Source organism: Gilliamella sp. wkB308 (assembly GCF_001690185.1).
GTDB lineage: Bacteria > Pseudomonadota > Gammaproteobacteria > Enterobacterales > Orbaceae > Gilliamella > Gilliamella apicola_I.
Genome location: NZ_LZGN01000018.1, coordinates 41,535 through 66,974 on the forward strand (window position 1 = coordinate 41,535; position 25,440 = coordinate 66,974).

At 35.0% G+C, this 25,440-nt stretch carries 29 protein-coding genes; 11 read left to right on the forward strand and 18 right to left on the reverse strand.

Annotated features, from left to right (window positions below):
• Window positions 1–16 precede the first annotated feature (16 nt).
• The 3 genes from A9G10_RS02420 to nagB are packed head-to-tail and all read right to left on the reverse strand — an operon-like array spanning window position 17 to window position 3,243.
• On the reverse strand, window positions 17–1,246 hold the full coding sequence (locus A9G10_RS02420; RefSeq protein ID WP_065558092.1) for an ROK family protein: 1,230 nt from the start codon (window positions 1,244–1,246) through the stop codon (window positions 17–19).
• 36 nt (window positions 1,247–1,282) lie between these two features.
• Complete coding sequence (nagA, locus tag A9G10_RS02425) at window positions 1,283–2,425, reverse strand: N-acetylglucosamine-6-phosphate deacetylase (RefSeq protein WP_065558093.1); 1,143 nt, start codon at window positions 2,423–2,425, stop codon at window positions 1,283–1,285.
• An 11-nt stretch (window positions 2,426–2,436) separates the two neighbouring features.
• Window positions 2,437–3,243, reverse strand: coding sequence for a glucosamine-6-phosphate deaminase (gene nagB / locus A9G10_RS02430; protein ID WP_065558094.1), 807 nt, complete (start codon window positions 3,241–3,243; stop codon window positions 2,437–2,439).
• 250 nt (window positions 3,244–3,493) lie between these two features.
• On the opposite strand from nagB, the gene nagE reads away from it, so the two are divergent.
• A complete protein-coding gene (gene nagE / locus A9G10_RS02435; RefSeq protein ID WP_065558095.1) occupies window positions 3,494–4,993 on the forward strand; it encodes an N-acetylglucosamine-specific PTS transporter subunit IIBC in 1,500 nt (499 codons plus the stop codon).
• A gap of 269 nt (window positions 4,994–5,262) precedes the next feature.
• Here the strand turns inward: nagE and tusC are convergent, their stop codons facing one another.
• Genes tusC through fkpA form a run of 3 tightly spaced genes read right to left on the reverse strand, consistent with a single transcriptional unit; the run spans window position 5,263 to window position 6,837 of the window.
• Window positions 5,263–5,616: a sulfurtransferase complex subunit TusC gene (gene tusC, locus A9G10_RS02440; protein ID WP_065558132.1), complete on the reverse strand. Its 354-nt coding sequence runs from the start codon at window positions 5,614–5,616 to the stop codon at window positions 5,263–5,265.
• A 17-nt stretch (window positions 5,617–5,633) separates the two neighbouring features.
• Entirely contained in the window at window positions 5,634–6,044 is a 411-nt protein-coding gene (tusD, locus tag A9G10_RS02445) for a sulfurtransferase complex subunit TusD (protein ID WP_179855799.1), read from the reverse strand.
• Window positions 6,013–6,837, reverse strand: coding sequence for an FKBP-type peptidyl-prolyl cis-trans isomerase (gene fkpA / locus A9G10_RS02450; protein ID WP_065558096.1), 825 nt, complete (start codon window positions 6,835–6,837; stop codon window positions 6,013–6,015). The genes tusD and fkpA overlap by 32 nt, the downstream gene beginning before the upstream one ends.
• Window positions 6,838–7,057: 220 nt before the next feature.
• Here fkpA and fabZ point away from each other — a divergent pair, with 220 nt between their 5' ends.
• The 4 genes from fabZ to rnhB are packed head-to-tail and all read left to right on the forward strand — an operon-like array spanning window position 7,058 to window position 10,097.
• A complete protein-coding gene (gene fabZ / locus A9G10_RS02455; protein WP_065558097.1) occupies window positions 7,058–7,504 on the forward strand; it encodes a 3-hydroxyacyl-ACP dehydratase FabZ in 447 nt (148 codons plus the stop codon).
• A 45-nt stretch (window positions 7,505–7,549) separates the two neighbouring features.
• Window positions 7,550–8,329, forward strand: a complete 780-nt coding sequence (gene lpxA / locus A9G10_RS02460) for an acyl-ACP--UDP-N-acetylglucosamine O-acyltransferase (RefSeq protein ID WP_065558098.1) — start codon at window positions 7,550–7,552, stop codon at window positions 8,327–8,329.
• Window positions 8,329–9,513, forward strand: a complete 1,185-nt coding sequence (gene lpxB, locus A9G10_RS02465; protein ID WP_065558099.1) for a lipid-A-disaccharide synthase — start codon at window positions 8,329–8,331, stop codon at window positions 9,511–9,513. Before lpxA ends, lpxB begins: the two co-directional genes overlap by 1 nt.
• Window positions 9,507–10,097, forward strand: coding sequence for a ribonuclease HII (gene rnhB / locus A9G10_RS02470; protein WP_065558134.1), 591 nt, complete (start codon window positions 9,507–9,509; stop codon window positions 10,095–10,097). Before lpxB ends, rnhB begins: the two co-directional genes overlap by 7 nt.
• Here the strand turns inward: rnhB and A9G10_RS02475 are convergent.
• A complete protein-coding gene (locus A9G10_RS02475; protein ID WP_065558100.1) occupies window positions 10,094–10,699 on the reverse strand; it encodes a YiiX family permuted papain-like enzyme in 606 nt (201 codons plus the stop codon). The two genes, rnhB and A9G10_RS02475, sit on opposite strands and share 4 nt — an antisense overlap.
• A gap of 130 nt (window positions 10,700–10,829) precedes the next feature.
• Window positions 10,830–12,119 (reverse strand): NAD(P)/FAD-dependent oxidoreductase, encoded by a 1,290-nt coding sequence (locus A9G10_RS02480; protein WP_218837316.1) that lies wholly within the window; start codon window positions 12,117–12,119, stop codon window positions 10,830–10,832.
• 334 nt (window positions 12,120–12,453) lie between these two features.
• On the opposite strand from A9G10_RS02480, the gene A9G10_RS02485 reads away from it, so the two are divergent.
• The 5 genes from A9G10_RS02485 (at window position 12,454) to rraA (ending at window position 17,391) form a co-directional block, all read left to right on the forward strand.
• The gene (locus A9G10_RS02485; RefSeq protein WP_065558101.1) at window positions 12,454–13,425 is read left to right on the forward strand and encodes an HlyD family secretion protein; all 972 of its coding nucleotides are present in this window, start codon (window positions 12,454–12,456) and stop codon (window positions 13,423–13,425) included.
• Complete coding sequence (locus A9G10_RS02490) at window positions 13,407–14,546, forward strand: ABC transporter permease (RefSeq protein WP_065558102.1); 1,140 nt, start codon at window positions 13,407–13,409, stop codon at window positions 14,544–14,546. The genes A9G10_RS02485 and A9G10_RS02490 overlap by 19 nt, the downstream gene beginning before the upstream one ends.
• A 16-nt stretch (window positions 14,547–14,562) precedes the next feature.
• Window positions 14,563–15,711, forward strand: a complete 1,149-nt coding sequence (locus A9G10_RS02495) for an ABC transporter permease (RefSeq protein WP_065558135.1) — start codon at window positions 14,563–14,565, stop codon at window positions 15,709–15,711.
• A gap of 202 nt (window positions 15,712–15,913) precedes the next feature.
• Entirely contained in the window at window positions 15,914–16,810 is an 897-nt protein-coding gene (locus A9G10_RS02500; RefSeq protein WP_065558103.1) for a 1,4-dihydroxy-2-naphthoate polyprenyltransferase, read from the forward strand.
• An 89-nt stretch (window positions 16,811–16,899) separates the two neighbouring features.
• Window positions 16,900–17,391 (forward strand): ribonuclease E activity regulator RraA, encoded by a 492-nt coding sequence (rraA, locus tag A9G10_RS02505; protein WP_065558104.1) that lies wholly within the window; start codon window positions 16,900–16,902, stop codon window positions 17,389–17,391.
• An 81-nt stretch (window positions 17,392–17,472) separates the two neighbouring features.
• Here the strand turns inward: rraA and dprA are convergent, their stop codons facing one another.
• Complete coding sequence (gene dprA / locus A9G10_RS02510) at window positions 17,473–18,576, reverse strand: DNA-processing protein DprA (protein ID WP_081298973.1); 1,104 nt, start codon at window positions 18,574–18,576, stop codon at window positions 17,473–17,475.
• A 149-nt stretch (window positions 18,577–18,725) separates the two neighbouring features.
• Between dprA and def the strand changes: the two genes are divergently transcribed.
• Entirely contained in the window at window positions 18,726–19,238 is a 513-nt protein-coding gene (def, locus tag A9G10_RS02515) for a peptide deformylase (protein ID WP_065558105.1), read from the forward strand.
• Window positions 19,239–19,440: 202 nt separating this feature from the next.
• Here the strand turns inward: def and fliR are convergent, their stop codons facing one another.
• The 9 genes from fliR to fliJ form a co-directional block, all read right to left on the reverse strand.
• On the reverse strand, window positions 19,441–20,235 hold the full coding sequence (fliR, locus tag A9G10_RS02520; protein WP_065558106.1) for a flagellar biosynthetic protein FliR: 795 nt from the start codon (window positions 20,233–20,235) through the stop codon (window positions 19,441–19,443).
• 5 nt (window positions 20,236–20,240) lie between these two features.
• Entirely contained in the window at window positions 20,241–20,510 is a 270-nt protein-coding gene (gene fliQ / locus A9G10_RS02525) for a flagellar biosynthesis protein FliQ (protein WP_065558107.1), read from the reverse strand.
• A 37-nt stretch (window positions 20,511–20,547) separates the two neighbouring features.
• Window positions 20,548–21,300 carry a flagellar type III secretion system pore protein FliP gene (fliP, locus tag A9G10_RS02530; RefSeq protein WP_065558108.1) on the reverse strand — a complete coding sequence of 251 codons (753 nt, stop codon included), beginning with the start codon at window positions 21,298–21,300 and terminating at the stop codon, window positions 20,548–20,550.
• Window positions 21,301–21,306: 6 nt separating this feature from the next.
• Window positions 21,307–21,729 carry a flagellar biosynthetic protein FliO gene (gene fliO / locus A9G10_RS02535; protein WP_179855800.1) on the reverse strand — a complete coding sequence of 141 codons (423 nt, stop codon included), beginning with the start codon at window positions 21,727–21,729 and terminating at the stop codon, window positions 21,307–21,309.
• Between the two features lie 20 nt (window positions 21,730–21,749).
• Window positions 21,750–22,145 carry a flagellar motor switch protein FliN gene (fliN, locus tag A9G10_RS02540; RefSeq protein WP_442903215.1) on the reverse strand — a complete coding sequence of 132 codons (396 nt, stop codon included), beginning with the start codon at window positions 22,143–22,145 and terminating at the stop codon, window positions 21,750–21,752.
• A complete protein-coding gene (fliM, locus tag A9G10_RS02545; protein WP_065558111.1) occupies window positions 22,123–23,160 on the reverse strand; it encodes a flagellar motor switch protein FliM in 1,038 nt (345 codons plus the stop codon). The genes fliN and fliM overlap by 23 nt, the downstream gene beginning before the upstream one ends.
• 5 nt (window positions 23,161–23,165) lie before the next feature.
• Window positions 23,166–23,633 (reverse strand): flagellar basal body-associated FliL family protein, encoded by a 468-nt coding sequence (locus A9G10_RS02550; RefSeq protein WP_065558137.1) that lies wholly within the window; start codon window positions 23,631–23,633, stop codon window positions 23,166–23,168.
• Between the two features lie 180 nt (window positions 23,634–23,813).
• Entirely contained in the window at window positions 23,814–24,986 is a 1,173-nt protein-coding gene (locus tag A9G10_RS02555) for a flagellar hook-length control protein FliK (RefSeq protein ID WP_065558112.1), read from the reverse strand.
• Entirely contained in the window at window positions 24,976–25,440 is a 465-nt protein-coding gene (gene fliJ / locus A9G10_RS02560; RefSeq protein WP_065558113.1) for a flagellar export protein FliJ, read from the reverse strand. The genes A9G10_RS02555 and fliJ overlap by 11 nt, the downstream gene beginning before the upstream one ends.

The following is a 25,440-nucleotide window of genomic DNA, read 5'->3' on the forward strand; positions in this document are numbered from 1 at the left end:
GAACTTAAAAAGTTATTTATGCTACATCATGTTCGAGCAAAATCATCAAAAGTGATCCATTAAATAACGCTTGTTGCACTAATGCAAATGCACCAATTGCCGAGCGGTCATTGAGTGAAGAGCAGTTAATTGAAAGATTCTTTCTTAAATCTTCTAAACTCAGTGAGTTTAAAGCGCTATTTACTGTATCTAAAAGTATTTCTGTCGCTTTGGTTAGTTCACCTGCTAATACAATTCGTTGTGGGTTAAAAATATTGACCATAATAGCGACTGCTCGACCTAAATTTTCGCCTGCATCTTTAACTAACTTAGTGGCAAGCTCATCCCCTTGATTGGCTAATTGGCAAATGTTGACGATATCACAACAATCTTTTGTTAATTTAGTCGTATAACCTTGATCAATCATCTGTTTTGCTCGTCGTTCGATGGCATCATTAACAACTCGGTTTTCCAAACAACCAAAATTACCACAATGACAGCGTTCACCTAACGCATCGACTTGAATATGTCCCACCTCGCAAGCACTTTGATTATGGTTAGTCAGTAATTGTTGATTGACAATAACACCTGATCCGACACCACGATGAACACGAATTAAAATTGAATCATCGACATCTTGCGTAGAACCAAAATAATTTTCGGCTAATGCTAGACTTTGGATATCATTGCCTAAAAAAATAGAAACATTGAATTGTTTCTGCAATATATCGGCTAAAGGCCATGCTTTAACTTGAATATGAGGTGTATATCGAACAATTCCTCTTACAGAATCAATCAATCCAGGTAGAACCACTGATATAGCAATAAGATGCTTAATCTTTTTACTATTTTTTTGAATAAATTGTTCAATTAATGTAATTAAATATTCTTGTGTTTGTTGCTGTGAAAAAACGGTAAGAGGATACACTTCAAAAACTAAACTATTTGCTCCAAGATCATAGAGTTCAATGGTGACATGCGAACGACTTAATTGAATAGCAATGGCTTGATAATAATCAAACTTGGCTTGAATGGAAACAGCAGGTCTTCCGCCAGTTGATTGCTGGGCATCAACTTCTTTTATTAGTTTATTCTTAAGTAGCTGTCGGGTAATTTTGGTAATGCTGGCTGGGGCTAAATGACTGATTTCGGCTAACTGGATACGAGAAATGGGAGCTTGCTGAACAATTAAACGATAAATCATAGCATAATTTAATTGTTTAATTAGTTCAGCATTTCCAACTAAATTCAGATAATTAAATGTCATATTTTTTCTCAATACTATCATTAATTATCTGATATTCTAACGGGTGATTTCTCCATTAACAACCGTTTTAGTTATCGTAAAGTCTCGATTAAAAACAACTAAGTTGGCAATTTTACCTTCACTAATACTACCAAGTTGTTTATCTACACCAATTGCTTTAGCTGGGTAAAGTGTTGCCATTCTTAATGCTTCATCTAATGCAATACCCACATATTCAACAGCATTTTTAACTGCATCAATCATGGTTAATGCAGAGCCGCCAAGCGTGCCTTTATCGTCAACGCATAGCCCATCTTTATAATAAATGGTTTTACCTGCAAAAACAGCAGAAGACAAATTAGAACCAGCTAACAACATTGCATCTGTAATTAAAATTAAGTGATCTTTCTTAATTTTATGGCTATTGCGAATGTTTGCCCAACTTACATGATGTCCATCGGCAATAATACCAACATATACTTCTGGTTCATCATAGATTGCACCAACGACCCCAGGTTCACGTCCTGAAATATAAGGCATCGCATTAAATAGGTGAGTGCCTAATCGAATTCCATCATTAAAGCCACGACGACAGTCATCGTAATGACCATTGGAGTGACCGACAGAAACATGAATTCCTGCATTAACTAATTGTTTAATAAAATGGCTTTCAACTCTTTCTGGCGCAAGAGTAATGATTTTAATCACATCAGCGTTTTCACATAGGAAATCAATCATTTTTTGTGAAGGTAAACGAATAATGTTTTCGTCATGAATTCCTTTCTTTTCAGGACTAATATAAGGACCTTCAAGATGTAAACCTAATGCTTGATTAGGATGCCGAGCTAAGTATTCACGCATGACCTCAACCGCTTTTATCATAAATTCATCTGTTGATGTGATTAAAGTCGGTAAATAGCTAGTACAACCATAAATAAGGTTGGTCGCTTGCATCGCTTCTAATGTTTCAACACTTAATGCGTCGAGTGTCTCATTAAATTGCACACCGCCACATCCATTGACTTGAATATCAATAAATCCAGGCGCAACTATCGCTCCTTGTAGATCTTCAATTTTGATATTGTCGGGTAAATTATCTTGTTTACAAATTTTGTCAATTTTATCACCGTCGATAATAACAGCATGATTTTCAAGAATCTCATAACCGGTATAAATACGACAATTTGTTAATGCATACATTGAGTTATCCTTTATAAAATGGTCACTTTAAGATTGTCTGCTTCCATTTGTTTGAAATATTTTAATGTTTTTACTTTAAGGTCATCAGTGCTTGGTTCATCACAAACAATAATAGATGCTGGGTGCATTTGTAATGCTGATACTGTCCATAAATGATTAATTGAACCTTCAACGCCGGCTTGTAATGCTAAACTTTTGTTATGACCACAGACTAATAAAATCACTTCTTGCGCATCCATTAAAGTGGCGACACCAATAGTTAATGCATGCTTTGGAACTTGATTCACATCATTATCAAAGAAACGTGAATTGGCAATGCGAGTATCTTCAGTTAGCGTTTTAATACGCGTGCGTGAGCAAAGCGACGAGCCTGGTTCATTAAAAGCAATATGTCCATCTTGACCAACACCGCCGACAAAAATATTAATTTTGCCATAAGATTTGATTTTTTCTTCATATTGACGACACTCTTGAGCAATATCGGTTGCATTACCATTTAATATATGGATATTGTTTTTCTCGATATCAATATGGTTAAAAAAGTTTTCATGCATAAAAGTATGATAACTTTGTGGATGATCTTCAGGAATACCAACATATTCATCCATATTAAACGTCACCACATGTTTAAAGCTAACATCACCTGCTTGGTAGTGTTTGATCAGTTGTTGATACATCACTAATGGCGAGCTACCGGTTGGTAAGCCTAACAAAAACGGACGATCCGCTGTCGGTTTAAATTGGTTAATTTTATTCACAATACGTTGAGCAACCCAAGCGCCCACTTCTTGAGCATTTTCTAAAGGAATAAGCCTCATTAGATACCACCTTTTCTGATATAATTAGAACCACTTCTTTTTTTTTGAAGTAAAATATGTTGACTGTATTTTACTATATTAGAGCAATTAATCAAAAAAAAGCGTGATAAAAATCACATATATTGAATAATTAATTTGCGAAGTAAAATAATATAATATGAAATAGAATGGATCGTTTACTGATATCTGAAGATGCATAACAAATCATCATGTTTAGATATAGTTTAAATAAATATAAGAGGTTAAACTTATGGGAATTTTAGCTTATATGCAACGTATTGGGCGCTCATTAATGGTGCCAGTTGCAGTTCTACCTGCTGCAGCAATACTTCTAGGGATTGGATATTGGATCAATAGCGTTGAATGGGGCGCAAATAGTATTGCGGCGACATTTTTAATAAAATCTGGTGGCGCTATCATTGATAACATGCCAATTTTATTTGCTATTGGTGTTGCATATGGTATGTCTAAAGACAAAGACGGTGCAGCTGCACTTTCTGGATTAGTCGGATTTTTGATTATTACAACATTATTATCGCCAAATTCAATTGCACTTTTTGAAGGTGTCGATACTAGTGTTGATGGTTGGCAAACGCAAATATCTCCTGCATTTGCGAAAATCAATAACCAATTTATTGGTATTTTAGTGGGTATTATCTCAGCTGAACTCTATAACAAATTTAGTACGGTTGAGTTACATAAAGCGTTAGCTTTTTTTAGTGGCAAACGACTTGTTCCGATTATTGTTTCTATCGTAATGCTACTTATTTCTGTCATATTTTATTTTATCTGGCCAATTATTTTTGAAGCATTAGTAAAATTTGGTGAATCGATTAAGAATTTAGGTGCGGCAGGTGCAGGGGTATATGGCTTCTTTAACCGTATATTAATTCCAGTTGGTTTACATCATGCCCTTAACTCAGTATTTTGGTTTGATGTTGCTAATATTAACGATATTCCAAATTTCTTGGCTGGTCAAAGTGCGATAGATTCTGGTAAAGCTGTTGTAGGTATTACCGGACGTTATCAAGCAGGATTCTTCCCAATTATGATGTTTGGTTTACCGGGTGCTGCTTTAGCCATGTATCACACAGCTAAAAAAGGCAATAAAGACAAAACCGCATCAATTATGTTAGCGGCTTCTTTTGCAGCATTCTTTACCGGGATTACAGAACCGCTTGAATTTGCGTTCATGTTTGTTGCACCTGTACTTTATGTTATTCATGCAATTTTAACGGGTATTTCACTCTTTATTGCTGCAACAATGCAATGGATATGTGGATTTGGTTTCAGTGCCGGTTTAATCGATATGTTACTGCAATCTGGAAATCCTTTGGCAGTGCATTGGTATATGCTCATTCTTCAAGGTTTAGTGTTCTTTGTGGTTTACTATGTTGCGTTCCGCTTTATCATTGTTAAATTTAACCTTAAAACCCCAGGTCGTGAAGATGAAGACAGTACGGCACAATCATCAACAAACGAAACGGATAAACCAGCGCAAACGGCAGTGGATACCACAGAGCTTGCTGAACAATATTTAGCTATTGTTGGTGGTAAAGAAAACTTAACTAATATTGATTCTTGTATCACTCGGTTGCGTTTGAGTGTAAAAGATTCTGATTTAGTTGATGAAGCAGCGGCTAAAGCTTTAGGTGCAATGGCTGTGATTAAATTAGGTAAAACAGGTGTGCAAATTGTTGTAGGTCAACAAGCTGAAAAGATTGCAGATCAAATGAAAAAATTAGTTTAAACGATAACTACTTAAACTATCACCATTAATTAATCCGCCTTATTCGTCATGCTTAACGACAAAATAAGGCGGTTTTTTAATTTTCTTTATTTAGTTCTACCCTTCGATATTCCTATTTGTGTCCGTTGCATTTGATTTGATAACTAGTTATTGCATTTCTAAATATGGCTTAGTCTGATGTTAATCAAACTAGATTAGTCTTAATTGAAAGGATGTTGCGAGTGAAACAATTTTTTAATAATGAAGCAGATTAAACATTTAGTATTAAATTAGAATGTTAAAATGACATCTTGCTCATCAAGCAATTGATTTAAATCGTAATGGTTAATCACTTTAGTGGTAATATTAAAGGTGGAATCAGAAAGATTATGCGATTTTAATGCTGACTCACTCACGTAAACATCTTCAATATCATAAAGTTCAAGCATATTGAATGTGGCGATATAGTCGCGCATCAAAATGAGATCAGGTTGCTGATCAGGTAATAGATGAAAAATGCCTTTATCGGTAAAGATGACCGTAATATGATTTAAAGCAGACAATGCTAAAGCCAAATCAAGTGCTTCTCGACCTTTGGCACTACCATGAGGGGAAGAATGAATAATAATGGCAATGTTTTTCATATCATTAACCGCCATGTTTAAAATTGAATGACACGATCTGATAAAGTGATTGATTCAGTTAGCTCGCCTAAACCGGTTAATTGAAAATAATCCGCAATATTCTCTTCGGTTATCCCACGTCTTAGCGAAGCTGCAACACAAATTGTTAAGGGTAGATCATATTTTTTTGCTAATTCTTGCCAAGCGCTAATTAAATCAAATTCATCATTGGCAGGATCGGTATATCGATTACCATTATAAACACCATCAGCGTAAAAAAAGATATTTTTTATGGTGTGCGGTGTAGTTAACAATAAGGCTTGTGCAAATTGATACGCACAATAAGCTGATTGGGTCCCATAAGCAGGACCCAAAACAACGAGTGTATAATTCAATGAAGTAATCAACTTATTTATCTTATTTGCTTGAAGATTGTTGATTGTTCCCATTGTTATCTCCATCAATGCCTAATAGCGAAATTTCAAAAACTAAAGTTGATTCTGGTAAAATCGCTGCTTTGTCTCCTTGAGCTGGATAATATTGACTACCATAAGCTAATTCTGGTGGAATGACTAATTTGATTTTACCACCTACTCCAATTAATTGGATTCCCTCAGCCCAACCTTTAATTACTTCGTCAAGTTTAAAGCTAACGGTTTCACCACGATCATATGAACTATCAAATTTACGTCCGTCAACGAGTTTACCTTCATAGTGAACAATAACGGTACTATCTTTTGTTGGATGATGAGAAGAACCTTGATTAATGATTTGATAAAGTAAACCCGACTTAGTCTGTTTTACACCACTTTGTTTAGCAAATTCTGAACGGAATTTTGAACCTGCTTCAATATTTTCTGCTTTTTCTTTTTCAAAACGCGCTTTGGCTTTTTCCATCACACGTTGACGAATAGCACTTAAAATAGCGTCAGTTTCATCATTTGATAATTGTGATTTACTATTAAATGTTTCAGTAAGTCCGCTGATGATATAATCTGGATCGATATCAATTTCGCTTTCTTTTAGAGAAGACGCAAATGAAGAACCTAATGCATAAGAATCTTTTTGTGTTTGAGTCATTGATGTCACTTTATTCGGATTGGCTGATTGTTCTGCCGACGTGATTGCTTGTTCTGCATGGGTAGTTGTTTGCTTATCTGTTGGATCACTTTTGGTATCACATCCGGTTAAAGCTAACACAATTGCGCTACTGATTAGCGTCATTCTTAAAAATAACTTCATTTTAATTCTCCATATTGAATTTTTTTATTATTATTAATATTATAACTTATTTGATATTAGATAATACAGTATTTACAAACCATTATTAGTAAAAAATTAGCCTTAACAAATCATTAACATTGTCATTAATCCTTTCTTGATGATTAAATCATTCTTGAGTGCAAGTGGCATCCTCAGTTATAATGTAAAAAGTTTATATTAATATATAAGGATAGCTATTTTGACTACCGAACTTAATACCCTTGATATCGAAGAAATTATTAGTTTATTACCACATCGATATCCTTTTTTAATGGTTGACCGTGTGATTAGTTATGAAAAAGGGAAAACACTAAAAGCAATCAAAAATGTGACGGTTAATGAACCTTTTTTTCAGGGACATTTTCCTAATAAACCGATTTTTCCCGGTGTATTAATTTTAGAAGCGATGGCCCAAGCAACGGGTATTTTAGCTTTTAAAAGTATTGAAGAATTATCACCCGGGCAATTGTATTATTTTGCATCTATTGATAAAGCTCGTTTTAAACGACCTGTTGTGCCTGGTGATCAGATTGTACTGGATGTGGAATATATCAAAGAGCGTCGTGGAATTGCATTATTCCATGGTGTAGCAACTGTTGATGGAAAGTTAGTTTGCGAAGCCGAGATGATGTGTGCTCGTAAATAGTATTGATTTGTCTAAATATCCCAAAAACAGTATGAAGGAAATGCTATGGCAACGGAAATACATCCAAGTTCAGTGATAGAAAAAGGCGCCAAAATTGGTGACAATGTTAAAATTGGTCCTTTTTGCTTTATTGGTGAAAATGTTGAAATTGGTGAAGGGACTTTTTTAAAATCACATGTAGTCATCAATGGTCACACTAAAATTGGTAAAGATAACCAGATATTTCAATTTGTATCGATTGGTGAAGTTAACCAAGATTTAAAATATCGAGGCGAACCAACGCGCACTGAAATTGGTGATCGCAATATGATTCGCGAAAGTGCGACTATTCATCGTGGTACTGTACAAGGTGGCGAAATTACCAAAATTGGCAGTGATAATCTATTTATGATTAATGCGCACGTTGCGCATGATTGTCGAATTGGGAATCATTGTATTTTGGCAAATAATGCAACACTTGGCGGACATGTTCAGTTAGATGATCATGTCATCATTGGTGGTATGACTGCAGTACATCAATTTTGTGTCATTGGATCACATGTGATGGTTGGTGGTTGTTCAGGCGTTGCGCAAGATGTTCCTCCTTATGTGATAGCACAAGGCAATCATGCCACACCACATGGCGTGAATTACGAAGGTTTAAAACGTCGTGGATTTAGTAAAGAAGCTTTACAAGCTATCCGTAATAGTTACAAAATTCTTTATCGAAATGGGCTATCATTAGATGAAGCAAAAGCCGAAATTGACGCTATTGCAAATCAATATCCTGAAGTAAAATTATTCAATGATTTTTTTGCACGTTCAACACGTGGCATCATTCGTTAATGACTAGTCAACCAATCACAAGCCAAACAGATACGAATAAATTATTAACCATTGCTTTAGTCGCCGGTGAAACATCTGGTGACATTCTTGGTGCTGGATTGATTCGTTCCCTTAAAAAATATCATCCTAATATTCGATTTGTTGGTATTGCAGGGCCTTTAATGCAAGCTGAAGGGTGTCAAGCTTGGTATGAAATGGATGAGCTTTCTGTGATGGGGATTGTAGAAGTGTTGGGAAAATTACGTCGTATTTTAGCAATACGTCGTGATATTACTAAGCGTTTAATTGAATTAAAACCCGACATTTTTATAGGAATTGATGCACCTGATTTTAATCTTTCCTTAGAAGGTAAGTTAAAGCGAGCAGGAATTAAAACAATTCATTATGTGAGTCCTTCGGTATGGGCTTGGAAGCAAAAACGTGTTTTCAAGATTAAACGTAATACCAATCTCATCTTAGCTTTTTTACCTTTTGAAAAAGCGTTTTATGACAAGTTTAATGTGCCTTGTCGTTTTATTGGTCACAAAATGGCAGATGATGTGCCATTGGAGCCTGATCAAGTCGCAATGCGTCAACAATTAGGTATTCCGCTCAATGGTCGTTGTTTAGCATTATTACCGGGTAGTCGTCATGCGGAAGTCACCTTATTATCTGCCCCTTTTTTACAAGCAGCTCAGCTTTTACGTGATCGATACCCCGATTTGCATATAGTCATACCTTTAGTCAATGAAAAAAGACGGCAGGAATTTGAGCAGATTAAAACGCAAATAGCACCCGAGCTGAAAGTTCAGCTGTTAGACGGTCATGCCCGTGAAGCCATGATTGCCAGTGATGCTGCGATTTTGGCATCCGGAACAGTAGCACTAGAATGTATGCTAGCCAAATGTCCAATGGTGGTGGGTTATAAAATGAAGCCATTCACTTTCTGGTTAGCCAAAAAATTAGTGAAAACTCCTTATGTTTCATTACCCAATATTTTAGCCGGTAAAGAAATTGTACCTGAGTTATTACAGCAAGACTGTACCCCTGAAAATATCGCTAATCATATTATTCCTTTTTTAGAAGGGGATAATAGTGAACTTAAAAAAACATTTTTATCATTACATCAGCAAATTCGTTGTCACGCTGATGAACAAGCAGCTCAAGCTGTACTTGATGTATTAGAGGATTCACCTTGCTGTTAGAATTTAGTTATCCCGATGCTACCTTAATTGCCGGAGTTGATGAAGTTGGACGAGGACCACTTTGTGGTGATGTTGTGACGGCAGCCGTTATTTTAGATCCCAATAAACCAATCAAAGGATTAACGGATTCTAAAAAACTTTCCGAAAAAAAACGAGATCAATTATTTGACGTTATTAAAGAAAATGCACTAGCTTGGTGTATTGCAAGAGCTTCGGTTGAGGAAATTGATAGATTAAATATTTTGCATGCTACCATGTTAGCTATGCAACGAGCGGTGACTGGACTTGCTATACAACCAGATTTTGTTTTAGTTGACGGTAATCGTTGTCCAGAATTTGGTATTCAAACACAAGCTGTTGTCAAAGGGGATTTACTGGTAGCAGAGATTAGTGCTGCGTCCATTTTAGCGAAAGTAACGCGTGATCGTGAAATGATAGAATTAGACAAATTGTATCCCCAATATGGACTAGCAAAACATAAAGGATATCCCACCAAAGATCATTTAATGGCAATTGAGCTGCACGGTATCAATCATCTATATCGTAAAAGTTTTGCTCCAGTTAAAAAGTTATTACTTATCTAAGGCGACCAATGTTGATCTACTGTTATTAATAACGGTGAATTAAACATAGCAACAGGCGAAATAACGGTTTCTTGAAAGGGGATTTTATCGCCATAACGGGCTTTTAATTTTTGCTTTACTGGTGCTGATGAAAGGTTGAAATCTTTGATGTTCTGTAATTGACCAATTTCTAATTTAAGTGCTCTATTATAAATTTTCCAAACTAATTCAGAACAATAGATATAATTGTCATTCCAACCAAACCAGATATCATAAGGTTTATTTTCAAAAGTTTTTGCAACTAGCTTTAATTTATTGGTTTCCTTAAGAGATAAATTATGATCTTTAAGACGTTTGATTACATATTCTCCATTTTTTCCTCTTTCAATAAAGCTCGTTAAAGGTGTATAAACTACTTTACTCCCTGCTTCAAAAACATAAGGTTTACCATTTTTTATAAAAATGATTCCCATATGGCTATAGGGCGAATTTGTTGCTTGTTCAACGGCTTTACTTTGACTGGATTGAGACGATTGAAAAATAATATCGCCATCTTTTGGCTGATAATTTGCTTCACAGATAAAACAGGAAAATAACAATATAAAAATTAAAATAAATCGCATACTTTCCCATTATTCCTATGGTTATATTTTAAATTGACTTGAAAAATACTGTCTAAATATCTTATATAAAAAAACAGCTACTGAGGATTATTTATTATCAAGTAGCTGTTGTTTATTCTTCGGTTAATAATTAATCTTGCTGACTAAAAATAGACGTAAATTTACTTTTATACTTCGCTTTGCAATCACGAGCAAAACGGATGGTTTTAAAGATACCCAATAAACTAGCTTGATGCATACGATATAGTAATCGATGGATAATTAAGGCAAACCAACCTTTCACACTCATTTCTTTATTGCCAATCAACTTAACCACGCCTTGGGCGGTATCATGTAAAGAAATAATGGTTCCTTTATCGGTATAGACAAATGACTTCATCGCTTGATTGTTAATCATACTAACAATATTTCGAGCGCAAATTTTTGCCATTTGATTAGCTGCTTGTGCTGTGGGTGGAGAGGCTCGTCCACTATCTTGCATTGCATAAGCACTATCACCGATAACAAAAATATTATCGTCTCGAGTGGTTTGTAATGTCGGTTTAACAACTAATTGATTTGAACGACTTGATTCTAAACCGGCAATTTCTTTCAAATAATCAGGCGCTTTAACGCCAGCAGTCCAAATCATAATATCGGCTTTAATGGTTTCACCTTCTTTTGGATAGAATCCATCATTTTCGGCCTTAGTAATCATGGTATTCGTTAAAACATGAATGCCGCGTTTTTCAAGGGTTTTAGTAATACTTAATGCCGTTTTTTCGGGTAACGCCGGTAAAATACGATTGGTTGCTTCAATAACAGATATATCTAAGAAATCAGCACACATTTTGTTTTTTCGACATACGCCAAAGGTTTCAACCATATGAGGTAGTTCAGAGGCTAACTCGACACCTGTTGCGCCACCACCAACAATAGCAATGCGAAGTTTTTCATCTTTAGTGTCAGCGTCTTTATCGAGAGTTGAACAGAAATTTGTGAATTTTGATAGCAGTATTTCACGTAAGCGAATAGCGGCATTTTGGTCATCTAAAAATATACAATGTTCTTTAACACCAGGCGTACCAAAATCATTTGAAGTACTGCCTACTGCTATAACCAAAATATCATACGATAGGTAAATGTTATTATCATTTGTATCCTTGATCAGAACTTGCTTATTTTCACGATCAATATTGGTAAAAGTACCTTGAGTAAACTCAAAATGATGTTGCTTTGCTTGTTCAGAAAAGAAGATGTTATCAACTTGTTCATACATGGCACCTGTTGCAACTTCATGCAGTAGCGGTTTCCAAATATGGTAACTATTTTTATCGATCAGCGTTATTTCAGCTTGTTTATTTTTACCTAGCTTATCACCAAGATTAGTTGCCAACTCTAATCCACCTGCACCACCACCAACAATAATTATTTTTTTCATATTTAATACCTTACAATCCTAATTTAAAATATCATACTAAATAAGTAGGTTTTTATCTATATTCTTTTGACTAATATCAATTATAAATAAAATCTATTAATATATTGATTTACAATAATTGAAAATAATTTATTTTATTAAAAATAAAATGTTTAATATTTATTGAATAGAAGACAATTAATGCCTTTATTTGGAATAAAGTGAAGGTAAACTTGTACAAATAAAGCACCTTTCGTATAATGAGTAAATATGTTTTTACGTATGTTATCCTATTAATATTTATCTAAACATCTTGATATCTTTTCCATTTAACATCACACTTTAAAAAAATTATATGAATAAAAAAATATTTATTAGTATTGCGTTAATCGTTATTTTAATTTCAATGACGATCCTAATACGCTCACACAATAGTCAGTTAATCCTTCAAGGTGAGGTTGATGCACCGAATGTCAGTGTGGCTTCAAAAGCCAAAGGGCGTGTTCAGCTTATTCACGTTAATCGGGGTGATGATGTAAAGCCTAATGATATTCTAATTACGCTTGATAGTCCTGAATTATTAGCGCAAGTGAAAGCGGCTGAAGCCGCACGAGATCAAGCTAAAGCTCAAGTGGCACTTTCTGAACATGGTACTCGTGAAGAAAGCATTCGTTATTATGAAGCATTACTTGAACAAGCAAAAGTCGCTTATGATAATGCATCAAAAGAGTATGACCGTAATAAAGCAATATCTGCCAAAGGGTTTGTATCACAGTCAATATTGGATAATGCATTAAAAACACGTGATGCTGCTTTTCAACAAGTACAATCTGCACAAGCTAATTTAGATCAAGCTAAAAATGGCGATCGTATAGAACAGCGTGAAATTTATGCAGCAAAATTAAAAGAAGCAGAAGAGCAACTCAAGCAATTACAAATTCAATATGATGATCTTCAAGTTAAAGCCCCTGTTGGCGGTGAAATTGGCTCAATACCGGCTGAAGTAGGAGAACTATTTAATGCGAATAGTCCGTTATTAACGGTGATTCGCTTACCGGATGCTTACTTTGTGTTTAATCTTCGAGAAAATATTATGCCCAATGTTCACAAAGGGGATCGTATTAAATTAGAAGTGCCTGCATTAGGAAATAAAGAAATCGAAGCAGAAGTTCGTTATATAGCCCCAATGGGAGACTATGCAACCAAGCGTGCAACTCGTGCAACCGGTGATTTTGATTTGAAAACGTTTGAAGTCAGATTATATCCAATTCATCATGTAGAAGGTTTACGTGCGGGTATGAGTACTTTATGGAAATTGGACAATTAATGTTGGACTTTTGGACACGTTTTAAAGATGCATTTAATGATGAAGTGCCGCAAATATTCAAGCGGTTCACTTTTCATTGGTTAATGTGGATCTTACCACTGATTATTTTTGTCTTAATCAGTAGTATTTTTTATCGCGGTGTTTTGTTCGATTTACCCGTTGGCTATATCGATCAGGATAAAAGTGTTTTATCACGTGAAATTGTGCGTAATCTTAATGCGGGTGCGCATGCCAACCTGATTAATTACGATAGCCAACTTTCCGAGGCTGAACGGGATTTACAAGAAGCAAAAATTTATGCCATATTGTATATTCCACCCAATTTTGAAGCGGATGTTTTATCTGGTCGTCAACCTACCCCGATGCTTTATTATAATGCGTTATATTACAGTGCAGGGTTATACTCTATTATGGATTATTCGGGGTTAATTGCGGCGTTAAATACTGAATATCGAACAACGTTAGCGACCAGTGTTGGGCTACCTGTTCCCCCACTTGCCAAAGTGAATTTCAATTATGATGGGCTATTTAATGCTAGTGGTAATTCCATGTACTTCCAACAGTTTTCGGCGGTTGTGCATTTATTACAATTATTTGTTGTTACTACAACAATCTATATTCTGTCGCAATTACCTAAGCGAACCCGCCCTAATTATCCCTTTGTGCTTGGAAAATTAGCGCCATATACCATTTGGTATACCATGTTACTCATTTTCGAAATTGCGATGTTAGTTCTGTTTTCACATGCCAGAGTATCAGGATCTCCATTTGCGATGATGACGGTGGTGTTTTTTTATGTCATAGCGGCACAAAGTATTGGTATTTTGCTGTATACCTTTACGAAAACGGCTATTGATGCGTATACCTATATAGGTGTGCTAGTCGGATTGGCATTAACTTACTCTGGTATTGTTGTACCCGAACTTTCTATGCCATGGATAGCCAGATTTATATCATCCCTTGAGCCATTAACGTATGCTCTAAATAAGTTATTTGACCTTTTTTTACGGCATTCAAGTTATCTTTCAGTATTAAAAACCTGCGGTATTTTAATGATCTATCCAATAATTATTACCGTGTTAGTTAGAAAACGTTTAGTTAAACGTTTGCATTCACAGTAAGAGGATAAGTAAGATGATTAAAATATTTTGGTCTTCGTTTATAAAAATATTCTTCTACATGTTAATGCGACCGATGTGGCTATTATTACTTTTATCGGTTTCTTTGATGAGCTTAGTTTATATTAATGGCACTATTACAAATTTACCGGTAGCAATTGTTGATCAAGATCATACTGCGACTAGTCGAAGCTTAATACGTTCTTTAAACACCAGTTCTAAGATTGAAGCTATTACTTATGAAAATTCATTACAAGCGTATGATGATATAAATAATCGTAAACTGTTTGCGGTATTTACTATTCCAAGAAATTTTGAAAAAAAGATCTTAAATGGTGAAGAAGTCACAATACCCGCCTATGGTGATGCTTCAAGCCGTTTAGCTAATGGTTTGATACAGGTGGATATTCGAGGAATCTATCAGCAAATATTAACCCAATATAATACACGGATTATGCGTAATGCTGGATTTGCCGATAAACAGATCGACATCATACTATCGCCAATTAAAGGTCAAACAGAACCGCTATACAATGCTGGCATAAGCTTTGCAGCCATCACTTTTCCTGGCTTATTAGTGATGTTATTGCAACACTCATTTTTAATCGCTGCCACACGCACTAACATTACGTTAAACTCCTTGCCACAAGGTAAACCGCCTAAAATTGTAATATTTGGTAGCTTATTTGGTTTATTACCAATCTGGCTTTTTTTATCCATTGTGCTTTTTGGATTATGGCCTTGGGTACTGGGTTATCGTCAGTTAGCTAGCCTTACTGAAATTTTAATCATGACATTTCCATTATTACTCGGTGCATTGGGTTTGAGTAAATTATTGACTGAGTGTTTACGCAAAACTGAAATGATCTATCTGACATTAGCATTTTTGACGACACCTGTTTTTTATCTATCCGGCACCATTTGGCCAATTGATGCCATGCCGCATTGGGTTCAATTTGTCTCATATTTATTGCCGTCAACATGGGCGACTAACATGATTGCAGGTGTGAATCAAATGGGACTTGGGCTAACAGATAATTGGCACAATATATTGATGATACTCTTATTAGGTGCGATATACAGTGTAATGGGTATTCTTGTTGCAGCATTAAGAGAAGGTCGAATTCGCAAATTTTTCAGAAATAGAAAAATTAGTCTGAAATCTTAACGTTAATTTTATTTTTATTTATTTGAATTAATATTCAATCCTCAAATTATTCGTTAATTGTCTTAAAAATGATGACAATTAACGAATGTTAAGCTGCGTAATGCATCACTAAAAAAGATTTGCATTATCAAAGTCGAATTATTCGTTTTTCCTGTTATGATATTTTGCTAATGTTTTAGAAAGATATCTTGTGTTGTAGTGAATGAAATATTATCCTTGGATTATAAGCCTACGCTTAAAAACGTTACCCCTTTCTTTATGCGCGATATTAGTCGGTAATGCGCTTGCTTATTGGCAACAACAATTTGATTATCGGATCATGTTATTATCGATTACTACTGCCTCGTTGTTACAAATTCTGTCAAATTTAGCTAATGATTACGGTGATGCAGTTAAAGGAAGTGATAAATGTAATATAACCGCTCATACTCGTGGTATTCAATTGGGGTTAATCACATTAAAACAGTTAAAAATAGCGTTAATTATCAATATAATTTTTTGTATTTTATCTGGGCTATGTCTATTACACGTTGCTTGCAACAACCGATATGAATTATTGAGTTTTATATTATTAGGCTTACTATCTATTATTGCTGCTATTACTTATACTATTGGCAATAAGCCTTATGGCTATAGTGGCTTTGGCGATTTATCCGTTTTAATATTTTTTGGGTTAGTTGGTGTAATAGGAAGTTACTACCTGCAAACAAAATCATTATCAAATTTAATTATTCTACCTGCTTTAGGTTGTGGATTGTTGTCAGTGGCCGTACTCAATATTAACAATTTACGTGATATTGATAGCGATCGAAATTGCCATAAGCGTACGTTAGTGGTCTTAATGGGACAAACCAAAGCTCGCTTTTATCATTTATTTCTAATTGTGACTGCATTTATTTTATTGGCACTCTTTGCCAGTCATCAGTTACATACCACTTGGCGATGGTTATTTTTGATAACGCTACCGCTATTTATTTACCATATTTATGCTGTTTTTCGATTTAAGGTAGCTAAGGATGCTATCCCTTTATTATTACAGATGGTCAAACTTGCATTATTCACTAATTTACTTTATTGTTTGGGAATTATTTTGAACTAGCTCACGTTTATTTAAATTCGGTATCGTGTAACGCTAGGTAAGCGTTATACTAGATAAATTAAAATATAAAGGCTAAAGGAGGCTTGGCAATGGAGTTTGATACTTCAATTCTTTGTGATTATTATCCGGAAGATGTTAACGTAGTAGAACCAATTTTCACTAATTTTGGTGGGGTTGCATCATTTTCAGGTCAAGCCGTAACAGTTAAATGTTTTGAAGATAACGGATTATTATACGAAATCTTGCAATCTAATGGCGCAGGTAAAATTCTAGTCATTGATGGTGGAGGATCTGTTCGTCGAGCATTGATTGATGCAGAACTGATTGATATTGCGGTTCAAAATCAGTGGGAAGGTATCATTGTTTATGGCGCTGTTCGGCAAGTGGATTATCTGGCAGAAGCAGATATTGGTATTCAAGCGTTAGCGGCGATACCCGTTGGTGCAGAAGATCAAGGTATTGGCGAAGTAGACATTAGAGTCAATTTTGGGGGTGTGACCTTCTTTTCGGGTGATTTTGTTTATGCCGATAACACCGGAATTATTTTGTCGGAAATTGCCTTAGAAATCGACGAAGAATAGCTTATAACATGTGTTCATCCGCTGATCTTAATCGGCGGATGTTTGATGCTAAAAATAGTATGGCTGTAAAATATAACTAAATTAAACCGTAACGTTACGAATATACCCACCTGTTACTGTCTTTATTAAACCGGCAAGCTCCATATCTAACAATTTAGTTGCCAAATCAGGAATCGATAAATTTAACTGTTGAGCAATAATATCAACCGGAACAGGTTGATGACGAATTAAAGCAAAAATTTCAGGATATAAAATAGTTTCATCGGATTTTATAGATTGTGACGTTAATGGCTTGATAGTTGATAGATAATGAGAATAATGTTCTAAAATATCGGTTGGTTTAGTGACTAAATAGGCTCCTTGCTGAATTAAAGCATGAGTTCCACGACTGTTTTCATTATTAATTTCACCAGGTAACGCAAATACATCTCGATTTTGTTCTAAGGCATAACGCGCAGTAATCAATGAGCCACTTTTTTCCGAGGCTTCAACCACAAAAGTACCCAGACTTAATCCGCTTATTATCCTGTTTCGTCTTGGAAAATATTCAGTTCTTGCTACTTCAAAAGGAAAAAATTCAGAAACTAAAGCGCCATTTTGCGCCAAAATATCATGGGCAAGTTTTAAGTTTGATCGCGGAGCTATTTTAGCAAGTCCACTTCCTAAAACGGCTATAGTATCGCCCGATACTTCTAATGCGCCTCGATGACAAATTGCATCTAGTCCCAATGCTAAACCGCTAGTTACTGTTAAACCATTAATCGCTAATTCACCCGCAAAATAGCGTCCCCATTGTGCACCATATTCACTAAATTGACGGCTACCGACCATGGCAATTTGAGGTGTTTGTAGTAACTGTTTATTCCCCATAACAAAAAGCAATAAAGGCGATGCGCTAATTTGTTTGAGCAGTGGTGGATAATCAGGATCACAATAGGCAATAAGCGTTTTAGGTAAACCATCACTATTGAGCCAATTAAGCACAGGTTCAAAATGAAGGTATGAAGTAGCCAAAAAACGTTCTTGTTGAGTTGCATTTAATCCAAGTTTATCCAGAAAAAACACAATATCTTTAATTGTATTTGGTAATCCATTTTTAAACAACTGACTCATTTTTTTAAAAATGGCACGTTTTTCTTGTCCCAGTATTGAAATTCGTAATAAAAACTCATATTTACTCATCATTGTTTTATCATTTTAAATAAGTGTGGTTTCGTGAATTGGTGAGATATATTTTATCAATAGCTAACAAATGCTATTCACCAGCATCATAAATGTTTACAATGTATTTAAATCTGAAAAACCTGACAATTGAGGAGTAGATCGAAGAAATTATGGCTATTTTACCGGTATTACGTTTTCCTGATGAGCGATTACGCAAAGTTGCAAAACCAGTGACAGCATTTACACCCGAACTACAAACCATTATAGATAATATGATTGAAACCATGTATGAGCATAATGGTATAGGACTTGCTGCCACCCAAGTTAATGTACATGAACAAATTATTGTCATTGATGTAACTGAAGATCGTAGCAATGTTTATGTAATCATTAATCCAGAAGTGATTAGCCAAGAGGGTGAGACAGGCATAGAAGAGGGTTGTTTATCCATCCCGGATTGTCGAGGATTTGTACCAAGAGCCAAAAAAATTAAGATTAAAGCGCTCGATCGCAATGGAAACCCTTACCAAATTGATGCTGATGAGCTTCTTGCGATTTGTATTCAACATGAAATGGATCATTTAAAAGGTAAGCTATTTGTTGACTATCTTTCTCCTTTAAAACGTCAACGAATCGAACAAAAAATGAAAAAAATGGCTCGAGAAGAGCTTAAAAGTAGATAAAAATAATGATAATTCATGCGGTAATTTAACTGAAGATACCCATTCTATTTGTTGAACTACCGCATAAATATTTTTTATTTAACCAATCGTCAAAAGGTTTCTCTCCGAGAGTTTTATTACTTAGAACGATCTTTCATCTGTATAAATTACAATATGTAATAACTGTTTTATCGCCACTTTTAGGATACTTTGCTTAAACTATTTAACCGGCTAATGCTATTAGTATTGTTGATATATATTCAAATATCTGTTCAAACACAAATTCGGCAAAAGCGGGTAACATCGACATTAAATATGTGAGCATGATTAATCCTAATAATAAGGTTAGGGGATAACCAATAACAAAAATGGATAGTTGAGGCGTCATTCTATTTAATAGTCCTAACGCCATATTGATAATTAATAACAAAGCCATTAAGGGTAATGCTAACATTATCCCATTAATAAATAGTAATCGGCTGATATCAATCAAAGTAAGAACGCCATTTGCTTTAAGCGGTAAAGTTGTTATTGGAATGATGTCAAAACTATTGGCTAGTCCATACAATAGCCATAAATGACAATCTAAACTAAGAAAAATTAATAAAGCGATGATATTGATGAAACGCGACAATACCGATGTTGATGGCCCACCAATAGGATCAAAAAAAGTAGCCATACCTAGACCCATTTGCATACCAATTAATTCACCAGCTACTCTCATGGTCATAAAGGCAAGTTGCATAGCAAGACCCATTAACACGCCGATAATAACTTGCTGCGCAATCATCCAGATACCCATTAACGAATAAAGTGTTAAAGGTTCATTGGTTGTGGGTAATGGTAACAAAATTGCAATGAGTAAAGCTAAACTGATTTTGACTCGGTTAGGTACCTCTTTTTCGCCAGTAATCGGGGCAACCATAATTAATGCTAAAATACGCACAAAGGGTAAAAACGAGTTTTTGACCCAAGAAAAGAAATCAATATCAAATAAATAATTAATATCAAATTCCATTAAATTTAGCTGGTTAGGTTTGGAATGTTGGTAATAACAATTTTAATATAGTCAGTCATTGTCGATAGCATTGACGGACCTAAAACAATTAAGACAACAATCACTGCTAAAATTTTAGGAATAAAAGATAAGGTCATTTCGTTAATTTGAGTTGCAGCTTGTAATAAACTAATAATTAATCCTGTCACCAATGCGGCTAAAAGTAAGGGACCAGCAAGTGAGGCTGCGACTTTGACAGCTTGAATGGCAAGTGTACTAATCGAATCAGGTGACATAATTTTCCTTAATTTAAGAATCTTGAATTTACGGTTTTCAACTAAAAAAGCTCTGTGCCAGTGAACCTAGTAACAAATGCCAACCATCGGCTAAGACAAACAACATTAATTTGAATGGTAGTGATACGGTTGCAGGCGGTACCATCATCATACCTAATGCCATTAACGTACTTGCAACAACTAAATCAATGACTAAAAAGGGAATAAAAATCGTAAAACCAATTTGGAAGGCTGTTTTTAATTCACTGACGACAAAAGCTGGAACTAGCACGTTTAACGGTACTTGTTCACGTGTTTCAACTTCGTTGATATGAGACATATTCATAAACAAGGCTAAATCATTTTCCCGAGTTTGGCTTAGCATAAATTCGCGTAATGGTTTTGCAGCTGTTGTTAAGCCTTCTTGCATCGTGATTTGATTTTGTGAATAAGGAATATAAGCATCTTGATAAATTTTATCAATCACTGGTGACATAATAAAAAATGTCATAAATAGTGCAATGCCCAAAATAACTTGGTTGGGTGGGGCTGATTGCGTGCCAAGTGCATTGCGTAATAATCCCAATACAATGATGATTCGGGTAAAACTGGTCATCAAAAGTAAAATAGCAGGTATAAACGTTAGTAACGTTAAAAATACCAATGTTTCAACAGGTAAAGACCAACTATGTTCACCATTTTGTATTGTTTCAGTCATAAACGGGAGTGATGAAGGATCGGCAAAACAAAATCGGCTAAAAGACAATAAGCTTGATAATGTCGTTAGCAATATAAAAAATTTTAACCGCACAAGGTATCACTCCTTTTTCGTTTTTAACGCTGATTGCAAGATTTGCTTAAACAGGTTGTTATCCATTGATTTTTCAATAGATGTTGATTGTGAGAATAATTTCTCGGCACGTTGTTCATCAATGGTATGTAGTAACGTCATATGATGCGAAGTGATACCGACCACCAATAATTGCTTATCCACCTCAACTAAAATGATTCGTTCTTTTGGGCTAATGCAATGCATTGCTTTAACCTGAATAAATGCATTGCGTTTCTTCTTATGACCCAGACGTTTAACTATCCAACCTAACAATAGAATCATAAAAATGACACCAATTAGGGCTGTGCCAATTGATGTACCCATTTGACTGTAAAGATTTAATTCAGATGATGACGATACAGTATTGCTCGTGATACTTTGGCTACTTGAGGTTGCGATCTGAGTCATATATTTCGGATTTATCGCCATTAACGGCTCAGTCTACGCACACGTTCGGAAGGTGTAATAATATCGGTAATACGTACACCGTAATTATCTCCAACAACGACAATTTCGCCTTGTGCAATCAAATAACCATTGATCAAAATATCTAAAGGTTCGCCAGCAAGACCGTCGAGCGCAATCACTGATCCTTGGGTAAGATTGAGTAAATCTTTGATTGTCATTTTAGTTCGACCAAGTTCGACACTTAAATGAACAGGAATATCTAAAATAAGATTAATATCTTGTTTTTTATCTTCTGTGTGATTAGGTGAAAGTGTTTCAAAAATGGCTTCTTTGGCGATGAGTTCATCACTGGTCGTATCATTCGCTTGGTTTTCGTCATTATTTTGTTTGTTATCAGTCATTGAATTCCCCTTCATTCAATTGTTCTAATACAGGATTAATTACTTGTTCTACTTGGATAGCATATTGTTTATGGGTTTTACCATAGTGACCTTTTAATATAGGTACGCCACCAACAGTTACATCAAGAAGAGTTGGTTTTTCGATAACTAAAATATCATCTACTTTTAGCGCGAGTAGCCTGTCTACTGTTGTTTGAATTGTCGTAAAGTTAGCGACCAATTCAATGGTAGATTGTTTGATGCCGCTGGTTAAGGAACTCATCCAAATGTTATCATCTTGATGCGTTTGTTGCTCAATCGGCGGTTTTATCAGTAACTCTTTAATGGGTTCAACCATTGAATAAGGAATACAGATACTGAATGTTGTTTTAGAATTGCCAATTTCAACTTTAAAGTTGGATGTTAATACAACATCATCCGGTGAACTTGTGATGTTGGTAAATTTACTCTGTATTTCTGAACGAATGTATTCAGTTTCAATTGTATATATATCTGTCCAAGCATTTTGATAAAACGTTAATGCTAGTTCGAGTACGCGTTTAATAATTTGCTGTTCGGTATGGGTAAATTCCCGTTCTTCTGTATCGAGTTGCGAAGCATGCCCATCACCACCAAATAAAGTATCAACTACGGTATAAACAATCTCAGGTGAAAACGCAAATAAGCTTGAACCTCGCAATGGATTGAGGTGGACAAGATTTAAATGGTTAGCCGCTGAAATCTGTGAAAACTCTTTAAAAGTTTGAGGTTCAATAGGTGAAGCAATAACATCCGTATTCCGTCTTAATAAGTTAAATAAACCGATTCTAAATTGACGAGCAAAGCGCTCATTCACAATTTCTAATGCAGTTAAACGTTCAGGAATAAAACTATGTTTGACAGATAAATCATAAGGTTTAACTTCAATTTTTTTTGATGATATATGATTGTCAGGATCTTTCTTATTTGACGTCATTAGTTTGTCTTCGGACGGCGGTAAGCTATCAGAAGACTCTTTCATATCGGGCGTAGGCGCTTGCTTATCCGGCATGATAATCACCGTATGATAAAATCAGTAAACAATACTTCATCAACCTTCACTGAATGTTTGGGGTCGTATTGTCTGGATAGAGCGACTTTTATTTGTTCTTGTAAATCGATCTTGCCTGTCTCTTGCTTTAAGTTATTAACGTATTGTTTAGAGGTTAACAGCAATACATCGCTTCTGACTTCCGGTAAATACTCTAATAGTACAGATTTTTGTTCTTCATCCGCCACACGTAATACCATACCAACATAAAGAATTTTATTAATTTCAGCACTGTCTTCTGAAGTTGGTAATGAAAGTGTAAACGGTTTTAGTGTTAAAAATACTGGTGATAAAACTGGTGGCTCTTCTTTAGCTTTAATTGTATTTTTAGACTGATTTTGGAACCATAAATAGGCAGTTGTTGCTAATGCTAACATTGTAATGATAATAAGTATTAAGTTCAAAATACTCACTTTTTTCTTGGAAGTTGGCATGTTTATTCTTATCTCAGTTGAAATTTTGAAAAAATAATAACCAATTGAATGGTTAAAAATACAAGAATAATAGATCAAACCGACAGAATTGATTTGAAGAATAGGCGATAAAAATATCACCTATTCAGCCTTTTTATTTTCTCATCATTTAAAAAAATAAACGCAATGCCATATTCAGCTTTACGCAAATATACTTAACCCTGATTTTGCCAAATGGTGACTAACCTGACTAGATTGATGAATTTCCTCAATAACGTTTGAATGTTCGATTATTGGGAGTTGACGATTCTTTGTTTGTTGATGCTGTGCCGACTGATCAGCATCATTCATCATCGAAAAGTCACTAATATTGGCTTGCTCTAGTGTAATACCTTGTTCTTCAAGCGAACTTTTCAGATACGGTAAGGCAGATTCTAATACGCTTTTGACTACCGTATGCGCAGCCATCATATGCAAATTCATTTTATCTTCCAACATATCCAATTTTATATGTAATGAACCTAGCTCTTGAGGATTAAGTTTAATATTCGCCGTTTGAATCCCTTGCCGGTTAAACATGATGATCTGCTCAGTAAGTGATGACGGCCATTGTTGATTTGTGACTGCGACAGGCAAGTTTATCGACGTGGTGATTTTTGAGGGAGTCAACGTTAACCCTGTTGGATCTTGTCCATACGATGATGTGGTTATTGCTGTATCTTGATTAAGAGTAATATCGTTGGTGAACTGCTGTATCGAAACATGACGTTGTTGGTTTGGTAATTCTGGTCTAGCATTATTCAACGGAAAATGATTATTTGTGACAGCTGATAATTGACGATTTGAACTCTTTTTTAAAGTTGCTGTTTCAGTGTTATTTAAGTTCGCACTAAAACGATATTGGTTATTTGACTTTATAGCCATATTGTTTTGCAATGAAAGTTCATCGATCATTGCTTCATGTTCATCAATGCTATTGACTAGTAATCGTTGCTCGTCATCAGTGATATCTGATGCAAGAAAATTTAACCTGTTGATTGCATCATTTAATGGGTTAGTGATCGCACTATTAAGATGATATGAAAGTTGACTTGCCTGTAATTTGTCACGCATTTCCGATTGAATCATACTGGTATCATATGGGAAAACAGGGAGAATTAACCCATCAAATTTATTGTTTTGATCATCAAATTCACACCCCTCGTACTCATTCTGATTTAGGTTATTTGGCTGTTCTGGATGCGATAACGGCTTTTCATTGTCAGCCAATAACTGCTGAAAAAGATTCGCATCATTCACATTAGCTTCCTCATCAAGTTGTTTAGATAGATTCGTTGATATTAATTGCATATCACAATTTAAATTAATATTCATGTAATACTCTCCTTGATAACTGTTGCTGGGCAAATTCATCCGTCATTTTTTGCTGTAATCGATTTTGAAGTTGTAATTGCTTTTTGTGCTGTTTTTCTAATAACGTGGTGTAGGTATTCAAACTTTTATTGGATTGATTAAGTTCGTTGGTTATCTGTTGTTGTTTAATCGCTAATGTGAGAAGCAATTTTTTTTGTTGTTCGATACCTTGCTCAATATTGGCTATAAATGCGGTAAAATTAGTTAATTCGCATCCTTTAATACCATTAGATAAAGCGCTATTTAATTGCTGTTGATATTCAGCGTAATAATCATTAAGTACCTTAAGTTGTGATTGTGCTTGTTGATGACTTTCGTTTGCTTTTTTTAATCGAATCAAACTATCATCAATCGATTTTTGTGCTAACTGTTTCAAAGTTAAAAAAGCATGTTGTGTTGAATTTTTATTGTTCAT